Raw genomic sequence first — 19905 nt, forward strand, 5'->3', positions numbered from 1 at the left:
CACCATGACCGAAGAGGGCGGTGCCGCCGCTCCCGCACGGCGCCCGATCCCCGGCCAGCAGGCTGCCGCGATCCTGATGCTGCTGTTCTCCGAAGAGCAGGCCGCCGAGATTCTCGCCCGGCTGGAGCCCGAGGAAGTCCGCCAGCTCAGCGAGATGATGTACACCGTCGCCGATATCGGTGCCGAGGACATCAACGAAGTGCTCGATATGTTCATCGACAAGGCGCGCAACCGCACGATGCTGGGCTACAAGGCCGAAGAGCAGATCGAGGGCATGCTGAAGCGCGCGCTGGGCGACCGCCGTGCCGAGACGATGCTGACCAAGATCGCGCCGAAAAAGGCCGGTGGCGGGCTCGAGGCGCTCAAGTGGATGGACCCGGTCGAGATCGCGCTGCTGGTCGAGCATGAGCATCCGCAGATTGCTGCCGTGGTGCTGTCGTTCCTCAAGCCCGAAATCGCCGCCAATGTGCTGCAGCTGCTGCCCCCCGAGGCGCAGGAGGACGTCGTCTTCCGTCTGGCGACGCTGGGGCCGGTCAGCCCCGAAGCCGTCGAGACGATCGAGGCTCTGCTGGTCAACCAGGCCGGAGCACCGCGCAGCGGCGGCGGCGCGTCGTCCTCGGGCGGCACGTCCGATGCGGCGGCGATCATGAACATCATCAACAAGCGCGAAAGCCAGCGCATCATCAAGGCGGTGACCAAGCGCGACAAGGATATTGCCCGGCGGATCGAGGACGAGATGTTCGTCTTTGCCGATCTTATCCGGCTCGATGCCAAGGATCTCGGCACGCTGGTGCGCGGGCTCGAATCCAAGCTGCTGGTGCCTGCGCTCAAGGGTGCCGAAGACAAGCTGCGCGACAAGATGTTCGGCTGCATGTCGAGCCGCGCGGCGCAATCGATCGCCGACGAAATCGCCGATCGCGGCCCGATGCCGATGTCCGAGGTGCTCGAGGCGCAGCGTGCGGTCATCCAGGTGGCCAAGCGCATGGCCGATGCCGGCGATATCGTGATCGGCGGAGGCGGCGACGAATATGTCTGATCGCCCGATCTCCATCACGCCCACCGGCGAGGCGCAGTTCATGCCGGTCTGGCAGATGCAGCCCGCCGCCAGCGCCTTCCGTCCGTCGCCGATCTTCTCGTCGATGGCCGACCTTGCCGAAGCCGATCTTCATGCCGAGCCGATGGATTTCGGCGAGGAAGACGGGTTCGATGGCGATCTGATGGTCGAGACCGGCCCGTCGCAGGACGAGCTGCTGGTCCAGGCCTATGAACAGGGCGTTGCCGATGGCATCGCCCAGGCCCAGGCCGAGATGCAGGCGAGCGACGCTGCGACCCAGGCCCTGGCCCAGGCGATCACCGCGCTGCGCCCGCAGCTGTCGCAAGGGCTGTGCGCGATGCTGCTGCATGCAATGAAGCAGATGCTCGAACGCTCGAGCGGATTTGCCGAACCCGACGCTGCCGTGCTCGAAAGGCATTGCCGTTCACTCGCCACGCTCGTTACGCGCGACATGCGCGGCAGTGCGCTGCACCTTCACCCCGATGACCTCAAGCTGCTCGGCGATGCCGATTGCGGACTGGTGCTCACCGCCGATCCGTCGATCCGCCGTGGTACGGTTTCCTTGAACCATGCAGATGGCTGGATCGAGCAGGGCACCCAGCCGATGCTCGACGCTCTGCAGGGCCTGATCGACGATCTGGAGGGCGACCAGTGATCGCGGCGCAGGAAGAGGCGGTGCGCCAGTTCACCGACAAGATCGCCGCGCTCGAGGCAGGCCCGCGCCGCGTCGGCCGACTGGTCGCGCATGAAGGCGGCATGCTCGAAGTCACCGGCTTCGACTATCCGATCGGCTATGGCGGATCGGTGCGCGCCGCCGATGGCCGCCGCATCCGCGCCGAGATCGCGGGTTTCCGCGGTTCGCGCGCGATGATGGTGCCGCTGGAAAGCGATGCCGCGCTGCGCAGCGGCGCGCGCGTCGAGCCCGATGCCCAGGCGAACATGGCCGTGGTCGGCGATGCGCTGCTCGGCCGGATCATCGGCCCGATGGGCGAGCCGCTCGATGGGCTGGGGCCGATCATCGCGCATGACCGCTGGCCGCTTGCGGGCAAGCGCGAGAATGTGCTCAACCGCGGGCGCGTCACCAAGACCATCGACCTTGGCGTGCGCGCGATCAACGCGCTGCTCACCGCAGGCCATGGCCAGCGCATTGCGGTGGCGGCCGGTTCGGGCGTCGGCAAATCGGTTCTCATCGGCCAGATCATCGGCTTTGCCGAGGCGGACGTGATCGTCGTCGGGCTGATCGGCGAGCGCGGCCGCGAAGTCAGCGATTTCGTCGAGACCAAGATGTCCGGACCGATGAAGTCGCGCACCGTCACCGTCGCGGTCCCAGCGGACCACAGCCCGATCCTGCGCCTGCGCGCCGCCTTCCGCGCGACAGCGATCGCCGAATATTTCCGCAAACAGGGCAAGAAGGTCCTGCTCATCATCGACAGCCTCACCCGCGTCGCACATGCGCAGCGCGAGATCGGCCTGGCGCTGGGCGAGCCGCCGACGATGAAGGGCTATCCGCCTTCCGCACTCGCGCTCATCCCCAAGCTGGTCGAGCGCGCGGGCAATGACAAGGAAAGCGGCGGATCGATCACCGCGCTCTATACCGTGCTCGCCGATGGCGACGATCTCGATGACCCGGCGGTTGATGGCGCACGCGCGATCGTTGACGGGCACATCATCCTGTCGCGCTCGATGGCCGAGCAGGGCATCTTCCCCGCGATCGATATCGGCAAGTCGCTGAGCCGCGTCGCAACCGACATCATCACCGACGAGCATCGCCGCGCGATGGCGAATTTCCGCCGCATCTGGTCTGCCTATGAGGAAAATCGCGATCTGCTGCTGATGGGCGCGTATCGCGAGGGATCGGACGCCAATATCGACGAGGCGGTGGCGCGCCGCCCCGATCTGCTGGCGTTCATCCGCCAGGGACCGCACGACCGGATCGATCTCGACGAAAGCGTCGCTGAACTGCTGCAGAGCTTTGGCGCATGAGCCTGAAGCCCAAATCCTGGAAGCGCGTGCATGCGGTCCGCGAGGCGCAGGTCAAGCTCGCCATCGGTGCGGCGGCCACGGCCCAGCGCAACGAGGCGGTGCTGCTGAACAATGCCGAGCGCCTGAAGCGCTTGCGCGACAATGCGTTCGATGCCGGGCACTGCCAGAACGGTGCGGCGCTGCACGCGCAGCTCGAGCTCGCGCAGCGGCTGATCCGCGCCGATGGCGAGATCAACGTCGCGCTCGGCCGGGCGCGGCAAGCGCTTGCCCAGGCAGAGCGGCAACGCACTGCCGCCTATATCGACCGTGAAACCACATCCAAGCTGCTGGGCAGGGCCATCGCGGCGGCGGACGAGACCGCCGAGCGCAAGGCCGCGCGCCTGCCGCTCAAGAGAAAATATCCCAAGGAGGCAGAGGAATGAGCCAGGACATGATGCAGGCCCTTTCAGGGTCGTCGCTGCTTTCGCTTTCAATTGGCACGCTTCCTGCTGTAAAACTGGGCATGAACCTCGACGCCAACCCCTTTGCCAGCCAGCTGGCGCTGATGACCGGAACGGATGCTGCCGTTCCGGGCATGATCGCGCCTGTCGCGGTCGCGCAGGGGGCGGGCGAGGGTGCCTTTGCCGCAACGCTCGCCGATCTGGGCGAACCCGCACCGGCAGCAGCGCCGTCCGCCGAGCCTGCTCAGCCGGTGCTGCCCCAGCCAGCCAAGTTGGCCGTCGCGCCCCAGGCGCCGGTCGTCGTCGCGCTTCCCGAAGAGGCGAGCACCTCGCAGCTGATCGAGGCGGCGCTGAGCGGTGCTGCCACCATCACCCAGGCCCCGCGCGCGTACGATATGCCGCGCACGGCGCCGACCGTAACACTGCTGCCGGAAGATGCCGACGCTGCAGCCCTGCCCGAACAGGCCAAGGCGCAACCGGCGCTGACGGTTCAGCCGCTGCCGCACGCATCGGATGTGCCGCATCTCAGGAATCTGATCCGCGCTGATGCCCCGATGCCGATCCGGGCACAGATCGAGGCCGACGCCGAAACCGAGGCGGCTGTTGCTGCACCCGCCAGCCCTGTCGCAGCACATCTCCGCGAGCCGGTTGAGCGCGCCGACACGTCCGTCGCCGGCGAAACCTTGCCGTTGCAGGCTCCGGTCATCGCTGTCGCACCGGTGGCGCCGCGCCGCGAAGCGCCGGTGACCGATCTGGAGACGACCGGCATCGCCGCGGATGCTTCACTCGAAGCGCCGCGCCACGCAGCCGCACCGCAGGTCGCGGCAACGCCGCGGCAGACCGCCGATAATGACCGGCCCACGATCATCACGCCCCAGGCTGTTGCTGCTCGGCCGCAATCGGCTGCAGGCCTGGTCGCGCCCACGCTCGTCGTCCCGGCCGCCGACAAGGCTCAGCCGAGCCTGGCAGCGCCTGCGGCTGCACAGCCTGAAGTGACGTCCGAAGCGCCGCATGTGCGCAAGACGAGGATCATGCGCGAAACGGTCGAGCCGGTTCAGTCCAATGGATCCGATGCGCCGATCGTCACCGCAGGTCCGGCGACCGTTGCCCAGACCGCCCCCGTGGCAAGCGAGCCTGCGCCCCTGGCCGCAACTGCTCCGGCCGCGACCAAGCGCGCCGTCGCCGATCGTGCACCCGTTCGCCCATCGGTGGCCCGGACAGAGGCCGCCCCCGCTCCGATCGCACCGCAGTCGCTCGAGACACAGTCCGCAGCGCAGCCGGTCATGGCGCAGGCACCGGTTGAGGCCGCTGCAGCGCAGCCCGTTGTCGAAGTCAGCCAGATGGTCGGCGAGACACTTGCTGCTGGTGACAGCGCCCCCGCCGCTGCAACCCAGCCTCTGGCGGCCAGCACGCCAGCAACCGCGCGTCCGCTGCCGAATGCCGCTGCGCCTATCGAACCACGCCAGCAGGCGACCGCACCGCAAGTGACCGTACCGACGGCGACCGCGCCCGATGCCTCGCGTGTCGCGCAGGCCGCGCCGATGGCGATGGCCGCCCCGGCTCAGCCGCAGGCGCCGCGTCCGCAGGCCAGCGCGCCTGTGCGCCGCACGCTCGACACGGCCGTACAGGCGCCGCGCTCCGCCGATCTGCGCTCCGCTATCATGGAGCGTACCGAAGCGTCCATCGAATCCGCCGTCTCCAGCCTGGCGGCCGAGCCCGCCGCACCGATCGTGAGCGAAGCCGTGCCCCCTGCCTGGGCCGCGGCGCTCAACGCGGTCAACGCACAGACCCAGCCAGTGACCGGCGCTGCCGCGCCGCAGGCCGCCGCGCAGACGCAGCTTCCGGTGCACAATCTCGCCTTTGATGCGGGCTTTGTCGTCGGGATCGAAAGCCAGATCGCGAAGCTGGTCGATGGCGGGCAGATGGTGAAGATTCAGGTCATGCCCGAGCATCTCGGCCGTATCGATATCGAGATGCTCGCCGGACCCGAGCGCGACCAGGTGCGCATCGTCACCGAGCATGACGCGGTCCGCGACACGCTGGTCAGCTCGCAGCACCGGCTCGAACAGGACCTGCGCAGCAACGGCCAGCGCAACACCGAAGTGACCGTCGAACTGCGCCAGCAATCGCCGGGTACGCAGAACGGATCGGCGCAGCAGCAACAGCAGCGCGGCCAGTCGGGCGCTGAAAGCGCCTCTGCCCGCGACGCCGCACAGCGCCAGCCATCCGCCGAACAGACGTCCGACGCCAATCCGGCACCGCGCCGCCCGCGCGGAAACGTCCGCTACGCCTGATTTTTTGAATGCATGAAATTCTCTTGAGGGAACCGAGAAATGGCTGAAACCGAAAAGGAACCGAAAAAGAAGGGCGGCATGGTCAAGAAGCTGCTCATTCCGCTTGTCGCCGTGCTGGTGCTCGGCGGTGGCGGCGCGGCTGCAGGCTTTTTCGCTGCCGGAATGATCGGCGGCGGCGAGCATGAAGACCCCAATGCGCCCAAGGTGGTGCTGAAGGACGGCACGACCGTGTCTGCCAAGGCGGCCGGGCTGAAGCAGGTCGCCTCGGGCAGCCATCTCGATGCCAAGTTCAAGGTCACCTATCTGCCGATCGAGGAGCCGTTCACCGCCAATCTGCGCGGCGGCGGCGGCTTTGCCCAGATGTCGCTCGCGGTCTCGACCTATTTCGACGAGAAGGTTCCCGCCGCGTTGACCGAGCACAATATCGCGATCCGATCGGCGATCCTGATGGCGATCAGCGATTTCGACCCGATCCAGCTCGAGACGATCGAGGGCAAGGAGCAGCTCAAGGGCCAGCTCAAGAAGGTGATCAACGACGTGCTGGTCGACAAGACCGGATTTGCCGGCGTCGAGGACGTCTATTTCACCAGCTTCGTGGTCCAGTAAGCCAAGGCCTTTGATCCGATGAGCAGCAGCGAACTTCTTGATGGTGCAGAGGGCATGGCCACAGGTCCGGCCGAGCGCCGCCTGGCCGAGCACAGCTTTGCCAAGGCCGACGCCGACCAGAAGACGGTCGTGCCGGTGCTGCGCCGCGTTGCGCGATCGCTCTGCGCGGGCCTGCGCCATGCGCTCGAGCCGATTGCCGGGGTCAAGCTGCGCGTCGATGCGCCCGATGCCGAATTCACCCAGTTCGATGTCTGGTGCGACCGCCAGGCCGAGCTGGTCAGCATCAGCCAGTTCCAGCTCGCGCCGATGCAGGGCCGCGTGCTGCTCAAGATGGAGCCGGTGTTCGTTTCGGCGATGCTCGACGCGTTCTTCGGCGGCGCACCGCGCGAGATGGCGTCGCCCAAGAAGGAATTCACCCAGACCGACATCCGCCTGATCGGCCGCATCGCGCGCGTGATCGGCGAGCGGCTGGGCGCATCATGGAACGAGGTCGGCAATTTCGCCTGCCATGCCGCAGGCCATTCGACCACGGTCGACGGCGCGCGCATCGCCGCGCCGCTGGCGCGCATGGTGGTGCAGCGCTTCCGCATCACGCTGCCCGATAATATCCGCTACGAGCTTGAGCTGGTCTATCCGCTCGACGGGCTGCAGGCGGCCGAACAGTGCCTGACGCCCGCCGGGATTGCCGACGACCAGATGCCCGATCCGGCCTGGCGCGACCAGATGAGCCAGGCGCTGGCGCATGTCACGCTGCCCGTGCGCTCGGTGCTGGCACGCCCCGTGCTCACCCTGCCGCAGCTTGCCGAACTCAAGCCCGGCGACATCATTCCCATTCCACCGGCGCGCAACCTGCCGCTGATCATCGGCGACCGCATTTTCGCACGCGGCAGCCTGGGTGAACAGAACGGCCTGGCCGCGTTCCGCATCGAAACCATAGAAAGAGGATAAGCCCCATGAGCGACATGACCGAAGCACCGATGCTGGGCGCACCGGCAGAGCCTTTCGACATGGGCGGCAACGGATTGCACGAGGCGGCAAATCATTACCGCTTTCTCGCTGACATCCCCGTGCGCCTGTCGGTAGAGGTCGGCAGCGCGTCGCTGCGCCTCGCCGAAATCATGGAGCTTTGCGAAGGATCGGTGGTCGAGCTCGACCGCCAGGCCAATGACCTGCTCGACATCAACGTAAATGGCACGCTGGTTGCAAGAGGGGAAGTCGTGACCATCGATGGCCGGTTCGGAATCCGGGTGGCCGAGGTGGTGTCGAAGAACGTCGGCCACGCACGGGTCGAACGGCGCATCTGACCGGACTGCTCCAGTCCCCGTCGCCCGCGCCGGATCATCCGGCGGCACGGCACAGGGAATTGGAAGCGGACCGGAATGACCTATTACATCATCAAACTGCTGATCATGCTGCCGGTGATGGGCGGCATGATCTATGGCAGCCTCTGGCTCTACCGCAAATACCAGCCCGGCATGATGGCCCGGCTCGACATGGCCGGCCCGCAGCGCGAGCTCAAGGTCACCGAGACGGTCAGCATGGGCGTTTCGGGCAAGCTCGCCGTGGTCGAGTTTGCCGGACAGAAAATCCTGCTTTCGGTAACGCGCGCGCGGATCGACACGATCGCCAGCGCGGATGCCGGAACCGGTCCGGCCAGCGCTAACCTCCCCCCGGCGGCGCTGGCCGGACATAATCGCGATCTGCTGGCCGCCCTGCGGGAGCGCGGCGCATGATCGTGGCAAGATCTCCTGGCCGTTTCCTCGCCATCGTCATTGCGGCGCTGGCGATGCTCCTGGCCACCCCTGCCATGGCCCAACAGGCCCCCGCGCCAGCAACCCCCACCGTTGCCGTGACTGGCCAGGCCGCGCCCGCCGCACCGGCTGCGAACGCCACCACCACGGCAACCCCGCCGCCCGCCGAACGCGCCACCGGCTCGGCCACCGGCACCCCCGGTGCGTCCGAGGCGCTCAGCCAGGCGCTCGATGATGTCGCGGGCAATGGCAAGCCGCTCACGCTCAGCCTGCAGATCCTGGTCGTCATGGGTCTGCTCACCATCCTGCCGTCGATGGTGCTGATGATGACCAGCTTCACGCGCATCATCATCGTGCTGTCGATCCTGCGCCAGGCGCTCGGCCTGCAGCAGACGCCGCCCAACCAGGTGCTGATCGGCCTGGCGCTGTTCCTGTCGATGTTCGTGATGGCCCCCACCTTTACCCAGATCAACGATCGGGCGGTCGCACCTTATGCCGCCGACACGATCGAGCTGGAAACCGCGATCCAGATTTCGGGCGAGGAATTTCACAAGTTCATGATCAAGCAGACGCGTCAGACCGACCTCAAGCTGTTCATGGACATGGCCAAGGCCAAGCCGGTCGCAGCGCCGAAAGACATTCCCTTCTCGATCCTGCTGCCGGCGTTCGTCACCAGCGAGCTCAAGACCGCGTTCCAGATCGGCTTCATGATCTTCCTGCCGTTCCTGGTGATCGACCTGGTCGTCGCCTCGACGCTGATGGCGCTGGGCATGATGATGCTGTCGCCCACGATCATCTCGATGCCGTTCAAGCTGCTGCTGTTCGTGCTCGTCGATGGCTGGGCGCTCACCATGGGCTCGCTCGCCGGATCGTTCGTGAACTGACGCCAGGACGGAAACGGACATGGAACAGACCGACTATTTCATTGGCCTGGCGCAGCAGACGCTGTGGATCACGGCGCTGGCCTCGGCCCCGCTGCTGATCCCCGCGCTGCTCGTGGGCATGCTGCTCGGCATGGTCCAGGCGGCGACCTCGATCAACGAGGCGACCTTGAGCTTCGTGCCCAAGCTCGTGGTGCTCGGCGTCATCCTCGCGCTGTTCGGCGGGTCGATCCTGTACCTGATCGCCGATTTCACCGTCGAGATGTACAGCCGCATTCCGGATCTGCTGCTGTGATCGCACCGGGCTTTGCCGGCGTCGAAGCGCAATTGTGGATCTGGATCATGGCGATGATCCGGCCCGGCGCGGCGTTGATGGCAGCCCCCGTTTTCGGTGCGACCTCGGTTCCGCTCCAGGTGCGCATCATCCTGTCGGCGATGATCGGCATCGCCGCGACCAACAGCGCCACCATCAATCTGCCCGATGCGACATTGGTCAGCTATACCGGTTTCCTGTTCATCATTGGTGAGATCGTTTGCGGTGTCGCGATCGGTTTCGCGCTTCAGATCGGCTATTCGGCGGCGTTCGTCGCGGGCGAGCTGATCAGTAACGCGATGGGCCTGGGCTTTGCCTCGATGGCCGATCCGCAGAGCGGCCAGTCGAGCCCCGTGATCGGCAGCTTCCTGTCGATCATCGCGGTGCTGCTGCTGCTCGCGATCGACGGGCATCTGATGCTGATCGCGATCATCGTGCGCAGCTATGAGGCGCTGCCGCCGGGCGATGCGATGCTCTCGCCCCGGCTGATCATGGACTTGGTCGAGTTCGGCGCGATGCTGTTCTCGATGGGGCTGGTGATCGCGCTGCCGGTGGGTGCGGCGCTGATCATCGTCCAGCTGGTCATGGCGATGCTCGCGCGCTCGGCGCCGCAGCTCAACCTCTTTTCGGTCGGCATCCCCGTGGCGGTGCTGGCCGGCATCGTGCTGCTCGCGATCGCGGCGCCGGTGCTCGCCGATGGCGTGATGCGCGCAATGGAAACCGGGCTGGAACAGTCCGAAGTCATGGCAGGGGAGGGCTGACGCAATGGCAGACGGCCCATCCGGTGGCGGCGAAAAAACCGAACTCCCTACCGAGAAGCGGCTCAGGGAGTCGCGGGAAAAGGGTGATGTCCTCCAGTCCAAGGAACTCGGCACCGCGATGATCATCATAGGCGGCACGATGGCCTTCGTGCTGTTCGGTGACATGATGGTCTCGTCCATTGCCGGCATGCTGCGCGCCGCTTTGGTGTTTGACATCTATCAGGCGACCGATTTCAATGTCGGCCAGCGCACGCTCAGCCTGCTCATGCCGCTCGCTCTGCCGTTCGGCGGGCTGTTCGCGTTCCTGCTGGTCGCCTGTATCGCGACGCCTGCTGCGCTGGGCTCGCTCGGCTTTCGCTGGAGCGCCATTCAGCCCAAGGCATCGAAGATGAACCCGATGTCGGGCCTCAAGCGCATGTTCGGCACGCACGGACTGATCGAGCTGGTCAAGTCGATCGCCAAGGTGGCGCTGATGGGCACGATCGGCGTGGTGATGGTCATGTCGATGCTGCCGCAAATGGCGCAGCTGGGCCATGGCGACGTGCGCCAGGGGATAGCCGCGTTCGGCGACCTGTTCTCGATGACGCTGCTGGCGATGGCGGGCGCACTCGGCCTGATCGCGCTGATCGACGTTCCGGCGCAATGGTTCCAGCGCAACCAGAAGCTGATGATGACCAAGCAGGAGGTCAAGGACGAGCACAAGGAGGTCGAAGGTTCGCCCGAACTCAAGCAGGCGGTGCGCCGGCGGCAGTACGAGGTGCTCAACGGTTCGACCCGCAAGGCGGTCGAGGATGCGACCGTTCTGCTGGTCAACCCGACGCATTTCGCGATCGCGCTGCGCTATGACCGCGAGCGCGACCCCGCCCCGGTGGTGTTGGCGCGCGGGCGCGGGGCGATCGCCCAGGCCATGCGCGAACTGGCGATGGAGCGCGGCCTCACGATCCTGCGCTATCCGGAGCTTACCCGTGCGATCTACTTCACGTCCAAGCCCGGCCAGATCATCGACGAGCGGCTGTATCTGGCCGCCGCGACGCTGCTCGCTTTCGTTTTCCGCATCAACGAGAAGATGGATGTGGGCTTCGGCCAGCCCGAACTCGACGTGCCCAGCGACCTGCGTTTCGACATGGACGGCAAGCCGCAGAAATGAGTCGGAAAAGGCCTTAAGCCCGCCCGCACCTCGCCGTTAATCCTTTCAGAAGGAACTGGTGATGGTCACGAATAGCGGAATTTCCAACGTCATTACCGGCTTTACCGGTGTCAACAGCGCCCAGCTGGTCAACGATCTCGTCACGGCCCAGCTGGAGCCGAAACAGTCGGATGTCCGCAACCGGCAGAACCTGAACCAGGCGCGCATTTCCGCGCTCGCTTCGGCCTCATCGGCGCTCGAGACCTTTTCCAAGGCGCTGGGTGAAGTGCTCAACGGCCGCCAGCTGACCGGCAATCTCGTTTCGACGCGCGGCGATCTGGTCGCCGCCAGCTTCATCCCCGGGCAGAAGCCGCAGGGCCTGCCCGCCACGGTGCAGGTCAGCCAGCTCGCCGCCGCGCAGAGCATGGTTTCGGCCAGCAGCTTTGCCAGCACCAGCTCGACGGTCGGCGAAGGATCGCTGACCATCACGACCTCGGCAGGCAGCTTCAACGTCACCATCGATTCGACCAACAATTCGCTCGGTGGCCTGCGCGACGCGATCAACGCGACCAACAGCGGTGTCACCGCCAGCATCGTCACCGACAACAGCGGTTCGCGGCTGGTGATGCGCGGCAGGGAAGGCGCTGCCAACAGCTTCACCGTCACCGGATCGGGCGGCGCGGCAACGCTCGATGCCTTTGCCTTTCCCCCGGCCGGCGGCGCGGGCATGAACTCGGTCACCACGGCGCGCGACAGCATCATCAACGTCAACGGCATCGAGCTGACCAACGCCAGCAACCAGATCGACACCGCCGTTCCCGGCGTGCGCATCAACCTGCTCGCGGCGGCGCCCGGCACCAATGTCGTGATCAGCGGCGACCAGCCGACCTCGTCGGTCAAGGATATCGTCAACGAATTCGTGAAGGCCTATAACGATCTGCGCGGTGCGCTGAATTCGGCGACGGCGCCGGGTCTCGATGGCGCGAGCGGCGGTCCGCTGGCCGGCGAACGCGCCGCGCGCGACATGATGCGCTCGATGGCCTCGCTGACCACCACGCAGCTTACCGACACCGGCACCTATCGCTCGCTCGCCGATATCGGCGTCAAGACCAACCGCGACGGCACGCTGACGCTGGATTCGGTCAAGTTCGACCGCGCCCTCGCTGCCGACCCCGAAGGCATTGCCCGGATGCTCGAACCGGCGACGCCGACCGCAGGCAATCCTGGCCTCGCCAAGGCGTTCGAGGACGTGAAGACCGCGCTCAAGGCACCCAACGGCTCGCTGACCGGCGCGCAGAACCGCCTGAACAAGATCGCCTCCGACCTCACCAAGATGATGGAGAAGGTCGAGGAGGACAGCGACAAGTATCGCGAGCAGCTCGAAAAGACCTTCGCCGCCATGGACCGCCAGCTCACCGTGCTGCGCTCTACCCAGAGCTATATCGAGCAGCAGGTGTCCGTCTGGACCAATAGCGGCGACAACTGAGACAACCAAAACACATAGAATGACAAGGAAAACCGCATGAGCTTCATCTCTCCGCGTCGCCACATGGGCAGCTATCAGGCCGTCGATACGGTCAGCCGTGTCGAGGGCGCCAGCCCGCACCAGCTGGTCGTCATCCTGTTCGACGAGCTGCTGCTGCGGCTCGATGCGGCGATCCGTCATGCCCAGCGCGGCGAGGCGGTGCCGATGATCCAGGCCCGCGCCCGCGCATCGGCGATCGTCATCGCGCTGGAAGAAAGCCTCGATTTCGAAAAGGGCGGCGAACTCGCGCTCGCGCTCGCCCGCATCTATCGCGAAGCCAGCCGCCGCATCAACGCTGCCATGAGCCCCGACAAGGTCGACGTACTGATGTCCGCGCGCCAGATGCTCGCCGAGATCGCCGAAGCCTGGAAGCGCATCGCGCCGAAATGAGGGGCTTGCCGCAGGATTATCCTGTCGGCCACTCCGACAGGATGGTCGCGACATCGAAATAGTCGCGCCAGTAGCGGATTTGTCCGTCCTCGATCTCGAAAACGCCCGTCACCGGCAGCTCGACCCATTTGTCGGCCAGCCGGTGCCGGTCCAGCCGCTCGAGCATCACCACATTGCCATCGACCGCCGAGCGCAGAACGCGAAACTCGTTCTCCAGCGTCGGCGAGAAAAATGGTTGCAGCACCGCCCGGATGCCATCGGGTCCATGCACCGTCCCGAGCGGCGGCGGATTGATATATTCGCAATCCGGCGCGACCCATTGCAGCGCGGAGTCATAGTCGAGCGGTTCCATCGCCTTCAGAAAGGCGAGGGCGACGGCGAGCGGATCGGTATTGGACATGCGACGGATCTCCTGCAGCTGAGCCGTCAGGGTGCCGCGGTCAGCGACGCAAGGCCATTACGTCGCACGTCATGCGCGAGATTATCGCGCCGGGTAACGCAACCGGCCCAGAAAGCGCGACAGGCTCAGGCTCTCGCCCTTGTTCGTCCATTTCGCCTTGGCCTTTTCGAACTGCATAACATTGTCGATGCGGCGTTCGAGGAACGCGTGGGTGTCGGCGAAATCGGGGCTTTCGTCGTCGAGAAACGCCATGAGCGTCGAGCCATAGACGCCCGACAGGATCATGCGCTTGGTATAGTGGTTGTAATCGGTGGCGGTATCGCCCGCGAGTCGCCACATCAGGTCCGCCGTCCGCCAAGAGATGCGCGCGGTACGGGCGAGATTGGCGGGCAGCGCCATGATCGCAGTCGCGCGGCGCAGCGCCTCGCGCTGGTGCGCCACCGCCTCGAACCGGAAGGCGACAAGCGCGCGGATGCGCTCGCGAATCTTCATCGCGGCGATGCGCTCGGGCGGGAAAGCCTCGATCATCTGCGCGTCGATATGGCCAATCCAGGCATCGATCATGTCCATCGGGCCCTTGTCGAAGGCGAGCGTCGCCAGCCCTGCTTCCACGCCCTGTGCAGCGGCGGCGGCATCGCGCGCGGTCGGCGTCCAGCCATCGAATACGGCTTCGTCAGCGATGAAGGGCGGCAGGAACTGGCGCACCTCGTCCATCGTCGGGTCGGCGGGCAGGGTATCGAGCTTGGTCGGGCGGTACATCGCGGGTGCCTCCATGGATGCCATCACAATTAGGGAGCCGGGGGCGAAGCTGCAAGCCGCGCCGCGCGCCGCGCCTCGGGCAGGCGCACCAGCACCAGCGCGACGCCGATCAGGACCATCCCGATCGTGTCGGTGAGCGACAATGTCTCGCCGAACACCCGCCAGCCGATCAGCGCCGCGATCGCTGGCTGGCTGAGCAGCGCGATGCCCAGCACCACCGGAGAGAAATGGCTGACCGCATAGACCATCGCCCCCTGGCCGAAGAGCTGGCACACCAGGGCGAGCAGCAGGACGGGCGTCCAGTCGGTCGGCCAGACCGGTTCGCCCAGCAGCAGGGCGATGCCAAGCATCGGGCCGATGCCGAAGATCGTCGACCAGACCAGCACCGACCAGCTGCCCATTTCGCCCCGGACGTGGCGGATGCTGAGCAGATAGACCACGTACAATACGCCCGCGAGCAGGCAGAAAAGATCGCCGACGAGGTTGCGGACGTCGAGCTCGTAACTGCTGCCCATCAACAACCCTGCGCCGAGGATCGCGAACGCCACCGCACCCAGTTCCGCCCGGTGCGGCCAGACGCGGCTGATGACGAAGCCGTAGACGACCAGCATCACGCTGCCCATGTTGCCGAACAGCGTCGAATTGGCGAGCTTGGTGCGTTCGATGCCGAAATTCCAGCTGGCGAGATCCAGCGCGAAGGCGATGCCGCTCAAGACCAGCAGCCACCAGATCGATGACCGGTAACCGCCCAATGGTTCGCGCTGCTGCAGCGCGATGACGATCAGCACCGGCAGCGCCAGTGTCAGCCGCCAGAAACCGGCGGAGACCGGCCCGGTATCGGCCATGCGCACAAACAGCGGCCCGGTGGCGAGCGCGACATTGGCGAGGATCAGCGCGAGGATCGCGAGAATCCCGCCCCGCTCGGTTGCTTTTGTCATCATCGGCCTTTAGCCATTCGGTTAAACGCTGTCGCGGGGCTTTTCCCGATGGCGCGCGAAGGAGAGATGCTGCCCATGCCCACCCTGTTCGATCCTGTCCAGCTTGGCGCGATCAGCTGCCCCAACCGCATCCTGATGGCGCCGCTCACCCGCTGCCGCGCGACACGTGCGCACGTGCCGGTGCCGCTGATGGGCGAATATTATGCGCAGCGCGCCAGTGCAGGGCTGATCATCTCCGAAGCCACGGGGATCAGCCCGGAAGGGCTGGGCACGCCCTATGCGCCTGGCATCTGGAACGACGAGCAGGTCGAGGGCTGGAAGCCGGTGGTCGAGCGCGTGCACCAGGCTGGCGGGCGGATCATCTGCCAGCTTTGGCATATGGGGCGGCTGGTGCATCCCGATTTCAATGGCGGCAAGCCCCCGGTCTCGGCATCTGCGACGCGGTTCGACTATCACGCGCATACTTATGAAGGCACCAAGCCCTATGAGACCGCGCGCGCGCTCGGGGTCGGCGAAATCCCGCGCATTCTCGACGATTATGCCCGCGCGACCGAGAATGCGCGGCGCGCCGGTTTCGACGGCGTACAGATTCACGCGGCCAATGGCTATCTGATCGACCAGTTCCTGCGCTCCTCGTCCAACCTGCGCGACGACGATTATGGCGGTGAAATCGAGAACCGCATCCGCCTGCTGGGCGAGGTCGCCGAGCGGCTGGTCGGCGTGTGGAGCCACGACCATGTCTCGGTGCGCCTGTCGCCCAATGGCGAGACGCAGGGGGTGAACGACGCGACGCCGGAGGCGACCTTCACCGCAGCCGCCGCGCTGCTCGACAAGATCGGCATCGCGTTCCTCGAGCTGCGTGAGCCGCCGATGGACGGCACTTTCGGCGCGAGCGACGTGCCGCCGGTGAGCCCACATATCCGCAAGGTGTTCTCCGGCCCGCTGGTGCTCAACAGCGATTACGATCACGACAAGGCGGTCGCGGCGATGGCGGGCGGAATTCCCGATGCGATCAGCTTCGGCCGCACCTTCCTCGCCAATCCGGACCTTCCCGCTCGCCTGGCGGTGAATGCGCCGCTGACCCCCGACAATCCCGCGCGCTGGTATGGCAGCTCACCCGAGGGCTATACCGATTATCCGACGATGGAAGAGCAGGGGATCGTGCCCGAGACTGCTGCCGCATCATGATCGCCAGTGGCCAGCCCTGGCTGATCAGCGCGGTGCTGCTCGGCACGGCGCTGATCCTGCTGCTGGCCGAAGCGCTGTTTCCGCGCCGCCGCCGCAGCCTGCCGGTGGCGCGGCGCTGGCCCGCGCATCTGGGCTTCGTGGTGGTCAACATGCCGGTCGAGCGCGGCGTGCAGGCGCTCCTCTTCATCGCGCTGTTCGGTGCGGTGACGGGCTATCAGCCGCAGCCCGATTTCGGCCTGCTGCCGATGACCGGGCTGCCCGGCTGGGCGCAGGGGGTGCTCGCCATCCTGCTGCTCGATCTGGCGGTCTGGGCGCAGCACTGGGCGACGCACCGCGTTCCGCTGCTCTGGCGGATGCACCGGGTGCACCATGCCGATCGCGATCTCGACATGTCGACCGCCTTGCGCTTCCATCCGCTCGAAATCGGGTTGTCGATGCTGTTCAAGATGGGGGTCGCGCTCGCGCTCGGTGCGCCGCTCTGGGCTTTGATCGTGTTCGAGCTGCTTCTCGCGCTGCTGCCGATGTTCAACCATGCCAATCTGGCGCTGCCGCTGTGGCTCGACGCCGTGCTTCGGCTCGTCATTGTCACGCCCGACATGCACCGCGTGCACCACAGCACCCGGCGGATCGAGCATGACAGCAATTATGGCTTCTGCCTCTCGATCTGGGACCGGCTCCTTGGCACCTATCGCGCGCGGCCGAGCGGCGGGCATGACGCGATGAGCATCGGTCTTGTTGACTATCCCGGGCAGGAGACTGCGCGCTTTGGCTGGGCGATGCGGCTGCCGTTCCGCTGAGCACAGCAACAAAACATTGAAATAAAAGCCGAAACGCCCAATTGGGGCGGACAAGCCTGCCGATCACCGGGGGCGGGGAGAGCGCGACGACCATGCCCTTGCTGAGCAACATCCTGGCCGAACGGCAAAGCTTCGTCACGCATCTCGAATGCTCGATGACTGGCGAGCGCTACGCGGCCGATCAGGTGCATGGGCTGTCGCGCGTCGGGCGGCCGCTGCTGGTGCGCTATGACCTGCCCGCCATCGCCGCGCATCTCGACCGTGACGAACTGGAGCGGCGCGAGACAGATTTGTGGCGCTGGCGGGAGCTGCTGCCGGTGCGCGCGGCGCGTAACATCGTCAGCCTGGGCGAGATCGAGACGCCGCTGGTGCCGCTTCCCCGGGCAGGCGGGGCGAACGTGCTGGTCAAGGACGAGGGGCGGTTGCCCACCGGATCGTTCAAGGCGCGCGGGCTGGTCATGGCGGTATCGATGGCCAAGGCACTGGGCGTGATGCGCATCGCCATGCCGACCAACGGCAATGCGGGCGCGGCGCTCGCCGCCTATGCCACGCGCTGCGGCATCGAGACGGTGGTCTTCTGCCCCGACGACACGCCAGAGATCAACGTCCGCGAGATCGCGCTGCAGGGCGCGCGCGTCTGGCGCGTCAACGGCCTGATCGATGATTGCGGTGCGATCGTCGCCGAGGGCACGAAACACGGCCGCTGGTACGATGTCTCGACGCTGAAAGAGCCGTACCGGATCGAGGGCAAGAAGACGATGGGGCTGGAGCTCGCCGCGCAGTTCGGCTGGCAGTTGCCCGATGCGATCTTCTATCCCACCGGCGGCGGCACCGGGCTGATCGGCATGTGGAAGGCGTTCGCCGAGCTCGAGGCTTTGGGCTGGATCGGCCCCGAGCGGCCGAAGATGTTCGCGGTCCAGGCCTCGGGCTGCGCGCCGATCGTCAAGGCGTTCGACGACGGGGTCGAGCATGCCGAGCGCTGGGAGAATGCCAAGACGATCGCAGCGGGCATCCGCGTGCCCCGCGCGGTCGGCGATTTCCTGATCCTGCGCGCGGTGCGCGAAAGCGGCGGCAAGGCGCTGGCGGTGGGCGATGACGCGATCGAGCGCGCGGTGGTGCAGGCGGCGAAGCAGGACGGGTTGCTGCTCTGTCCCGAAGGCGGCGCCACGCTCGCAGCCTATCACGATGCGCTCGCCGCCGGGCTTGTCGGCAAGGGCGACCGGGTGGTGCTGTTCAATTGCGCGACGGGTCTCAAATACCCGATGCCCGACGATTCGCGCACGCTTGATCGCCACGCGCAAATCGATTTCGACGTGCTCTAGAGCGTTTTCAAGTTGACCGTTTACGGTCAACGGCTCGGAAAATGCGGCATCCAAAAACAAGAGCGTTTTCGCTCAATGTGAAAACGCTCTAGGTTTCTCCCAATCCCGTCATTCCCGCGAACGCGGGAATCCCGCTTGTCCTGCAACCGTTGCGCGGGAGCGGGACCCCCGCGTTCGCGGGGGTGACGGTCATGGATTGCTTTAAAATCGTTATAGCGGGAACGCCTGGCGGATCGCCAGCAATCGCCGCAGCGCACGGCCGAGCGGCAGTTCCTCGGACATACCCATGCCGCCGTGCAACTGGATCGCCTGCTTGCCGACCTCGACCCCGTCCTCGCTGACCGCGCGATAGGCGGCGCGCGCGGCGCGGGTGGCGGCTTCGGCATCGCCGGCGGCATCGTGCGTCACCGCCTCGTAGACCAGCGAGCGCGCCTGATCGAAGGCGACCTGCATGTCGACCATGCGGTGCTGAAGCACCTGGAACGAGGCGAGCGGCACGCCGAACTGCTTGCGGTCCATGGTATAGGCCTGGGTGGCGAGGCACACGCGGCGCATGATGCCGGTGCCTTCCGCCGCAAGCAGCAGGCGTGCCTTGTCGATCACCTTTTCTAGCGCCTCAGCCGCCGCGCCCGGGCCGAGCAGCAGAGCATCTGCGCCCAGTGCTGCGCCGTCGAGCTTCACATCGGCGACCCAATGGTCGTCGCGCAGACGATAGGGGGTGACGGTAACGCCCGCGCCATCGGCGGGGACGAGGAACAGGCCGAGGCCCGCCGGACCGCTGCCCGGCTCGCCCTCGATCCGCGCGAGCACGATGATCGTTTCGGCCGCCGCCGCGCCATGGGCGAGCGACTTGTGGCCGGTGAGCGTCCAGCCGTCGCCGCTCTTGCTGGCGGTCGCTTCGCAATACCAGATGTCGTGCCGGGCGCGCGGCTCGTGCAGCGCCACGCCGACCGGCGCGCCGCCCGAGACGATGCCCTCGATCAGGTCGCTGCGGGCCTGCGATTCCGGGCTGGCGGCGATCAGGCCCCCGGCGAGAATGGTGCTGGCGAGCACGGGCTCGACCACCAGGCCTTCGCCCAGCACCTCGAACAGGCTGACGCAGTCGCCCAGCCCCGACTGGCCCTCGGCCTGCAGGCCGCCATCGGCCTCGGAAAACGGCAGCATCAGCCATCCGGCCTCGGCCATCTCGGCCCAGAGCGCGGTGTTGAGCGGGCTCTCGCCCATCTGGCCGAGCCTGTCATCGGCATAATGTTTCTGGGTGAAGCGGCGGGCGCTGTCGATCAGCAGCTGCTGGTCATCATTGGGTGCGAACATGGGTGTGAAATCCTGAATATCCGCCTGGCGCGGATCGGGTGATCCGCGCCAGGTCTGATGCGT

22 protein-coding genes are annotated in these 19905 nt (G+C 66.4%); 18 read left to right on the forward strand and 4 right to left on the reverse strand.

Translation table 11 applies throughout. From position 1 onward, the window contains the following. The first annotated feature begins 4 nt into the window (after nucleotides 1-4). From fliG to AX725_RS01415, 15 genes are all read left to right on the forward strand, one after another. Nucleotides 5-1036 carry a flagellar motor switch protein FliG gene (gene fliG / locus AX725_RS01345; RefSeq protein ID WP_060979464.1) on the forward strand — a complete coding sequence of 344 codons (1032 nt, stop codon included), beginning with the start codon at nucleotides 5-7 and terminating at the stop codon, nucleotides 1034-1036. After that, a complete protein-coding gene (locus AX725_RS01350; RefSeq protein ID WP_060979443.1) occupies nucleotides 1029-1709 on the forward strand; it encodes a FliH/SctL family protein in 681 nt (226 codons plus the stop codon). The genes fliG and AX725_RS01350 overlap by 8 nt, the downstream gene beginning before the upstream one ends. Further along, on the forward strand, nucleotides 1706-3037 hold the full coding sequence (locus AX725_RS01355; RefSeq protein ID WP_099046544.1) for a FliI/YscN family ATPase: 1332 nt from the start codon (nucleotides 1706-1708) through the stop codon (nucleotides 3035-3037). Before AX725_RS01350 ends, AX725_RS01355 begins: the two co-directional genes overlap by 4 nt. Then, nucleotides 3034-3459: a hypothetical protein gene (locus AX725_RS01360; protein ID WP_060979444.1), complete on the forward strand. Its 426-nt coding sequence runs from the start codon at nucleotides 3034-3036 to the stop codon at nucleotides 3457-3459. The genes AX725_RS01355 and AX725_RS01360 overlap by 4 nt, the downstream gene beginning before the upstream one ends. Continuing rightward, nucleotides 3456-5771, forward strand: a complete 2316-nt coding sequence (locus AX725_RS01365; RefSeq protein ID WP_082737527.1) for a flagellar hook-length control protein FliK — start codon at nucleotides 3456-3458, stop codon at nucleotides 5769-5771. Before AX725_RS01360 ends, AX725_RS01365 begins: the two co-directional genes overlap by 4 nt. A 39-nt stretch (nucleotides 5772-5810) precedes the next feature. After that, complete coding sequence (locus tag AX725_RS01370) at nucleotides 5811-6377, forward strand: flagellar basal body-associated FliL family protein (RefSeq protein ID WP_023837576.1); 567 nt, start codon at nucleotides 5811-5813, stop codon at nucleotides 6375-6377. Between the two features lie 18 nt (nucleotides 6378-6395). Continuing rightward, nucleotides 6396-7325: a FliM/FliN family flagellar motor switch protein gene (locus tag AX725_RS01375; RefSeq protein WP_060979446.1), complete on the forward strand. Its 930-nt coding sequence runs from the start codon at nucleotides 6396-6398 to the stop codon at nucleotides 7323-7325. A gap of 5 nt (nucleotides 7326-7330) precedes the next feature. Then, nucleotides 7331-7681, forward strand: coding sequence for a flagellar motor switch protein FliN (fliN, locus tag AX725_RS01380; protein WP_060979447.1), 351 nt, complete (start codon nucleotides 7331-7333; stop codon nucleotides 7679-7681). A 75-nt stretch (nucleotides 7682-7756) separates the two neighbouring features. Continuing rightward, nucleotides 7757-8110, forward strand: a complete 354-nt coding sequence (locus AX725_RS01385; RefSeq protein ID WP_067512944.1) for a flagellar biosynthetic protein FliO — start codon at nucleotides 7757-7759, stop codon at nucleotides 8108-8110. Beyond that, on the forward strand, nucleotides 8107-9012 hold the full coding sequence (gene fliP / locus AX725_RS01390; protein WP_060979448.1) for a flagellar type III secretion system pore protein FliP: 906 nt from the start codon (nucleotides 8107-8109) through the stop codon (nucleotides 9010-9012). Before AX725_RS01385 ends, fliP begins: the two co-directional genes overlap by 4 nt. 19 nt (nucleotides 9013-9031) lie before the next feature. Further along, nucleotides 9032-9304, forward strand: coding sequence for a flagellar biosynthetic protein FliQ (locus AX725_RS01395; protein ID WP_066114989.1), 273 nt, complete (start codon nucleotides 9032-9034; stop codon nucleotides 9302-9304). Then, nucleotides 9301-10083 (forward strand): flagellar biosynthetic protein FliR, encoded by a 783-nt coding sequence (fliR, locus tag AX725_RS01400; protein ID WP_060979450.1) that lies wholly within the window; start codon nucleotides 9301-9303, stop codon nucleotides 10081-10083. The genes AX725_RS01395 and fliR overlap by 4 nt, the downstream gene beginning before the upstream one ends. A 4-nt stretch (nucleotides 10084-10087) precedes the next feature. Next, entirely contained in the window at nucleotides 10088-11230 is a 1143-nt protein-coding gene (locus AX725_RS01405; protein ID WP_060979451.1) for an EscU/YscU/HrcU family type III secretion system export apparatus switch protein, read from the forward strand. Between the two features lie 61 nt (nucleotides 11231-11291). Further along, nucleotides 11292-12695 (forward strand): flagellar filament capping protein FliD, encoded by a 1404-nt coding sequence (fliD, locus tag AX725_RS01410; protein WP_060979452.1) that lies wholly within the window; start codon nucleotides 11292-11294, stop codon nucleotides 12693-12695. 36 nt (nucleotides 12696-12731) lie between these two features. Continuing rightward, on the forward strand, nucleotides 12732-13124 hold the full coding sequence (locus AX725_RS01415) for a flagellar export chaperone FliS (protein ID WP_060979453.1): 393 nt from the start codon (nucleotides 12732-12734) through the stop codon (nucleotides 13122-13124). 16 nt (nucleotides 13125-13140) lie between these two features. Here the strand turns inward: AX725_RS01415 and AX725_RS01420 are convergent, their stop codons facing one another. From AX725_RS01420 to AX725_RS01430, 3 genes are all read right to left on the reverse strand, one after another. Next, nucleotides 13141-13524 carry a limonene-1,2-epoxide hydrolase family protein gene (locus AX725_RS01420; RefSeq protein ID WP_060979454.1) on the reverse strand — a complete coding sequence of 128 codons (384 nt, stop codon included), beginning with the start codon at nucleotides 13522-13524 and terminating at the stop codon, nucleotides 13141-13143. 81 nt (nucleotides 13525-13605) lie between these two features. Next, nucleotides 13606-14298: a COQ9 family protein gene (locus tag AX725_RS01425; RefSeq protein WP_208598024.1), complete on the reverse strand. Its 693-nt coding sequence runs from the start codon at nucleotides 14296-14298 to the stop codon at nucleotides 13606-13608. A gap of 14 nt (nucleotides 14299-14312) precedes the next feature. Then, complete coding sequence (locus AX725_RS01430; RefSeq protein ID WP_208598025.1) at nucleotides 14313-15224, reverse strand: DMT family transporter; 912 nt, start codon at nucleotides 15222-15224, stop codon at nucleotides 14313-14315. Nucleotides 15225-15296: 72 nt separating this feature from the next. On the opposite strand from AX725_RS01430, the gene AX725_RS01435 reads away from it, so the two are divergent. The 3 genes from AX725_RS01435 (at nucleotide 15297) to AX725_RS01445 (ending at nucleotide 18528) form a co-directional block, all read left to right on the forward strand. Next, nucleotides 15297-16409 (forward strand): alkene reductase, encoded by a 1113-nt coding sequence (locus tag AX725_RS01435; protein ID WP_060979468.1) that lies wholly within the window; start codon nucleotides 15297-15299, stop codon nucleotides 16407-16409. Beyond that, entirely contained in the window at nucleotides 16406-17206 is an 801-nt protein-coding gene (locus AX725_RS01440; RefSeq protein WP_060979455.1) for a sterol desaturase family protein, read from the forward strand. Before AX725_RS01435 ends, AX725_RS01440 begins: the two co-directional genes overlap by 4 nt. 92 nt (nucleotides 17207-17298) lie before the next feature. Then, nucleotides 17299-18528 carry a threonine synthase gene (locus AX725_RS01445; protein ID WP_060979456.1) on the forward strand — a complete coding sequence of 410 codons (1230 nt, stop codon included), beginning with the start codon at nucleotides 17299-17301 and terminating at the stop codon, nucleotides 18526-18528. 210 nt (nucleotides 18529-18738) lie between these two features. On the opposite strand, the gene AX725_RS01450 is transcribed toward AX725_RS01445, so the two are convergent. Continuing rightward, a complete protein-coding gene (locus AX725_RS01450; protein ID WP_060979457.1) occupies nucleotides 18739-19842 on the reverse strand; it encodes an acyl-CoA dehydrogenase family protein in 1104 nt (367 codons plus the stop codon). Nucleotides 19843-19905 lie beyond the last annotated feature (63 nt).

Source organism: Blastomonas sp. CCH9-A1 (assembly GCF_001557175.1).
GTDB lineage: Bacteria > Pseudomonadota > Alphaproteobacteria > Sphingomonadales > Sphingomonadaceae > Blastomonas > Blastomonas delafieldii_A.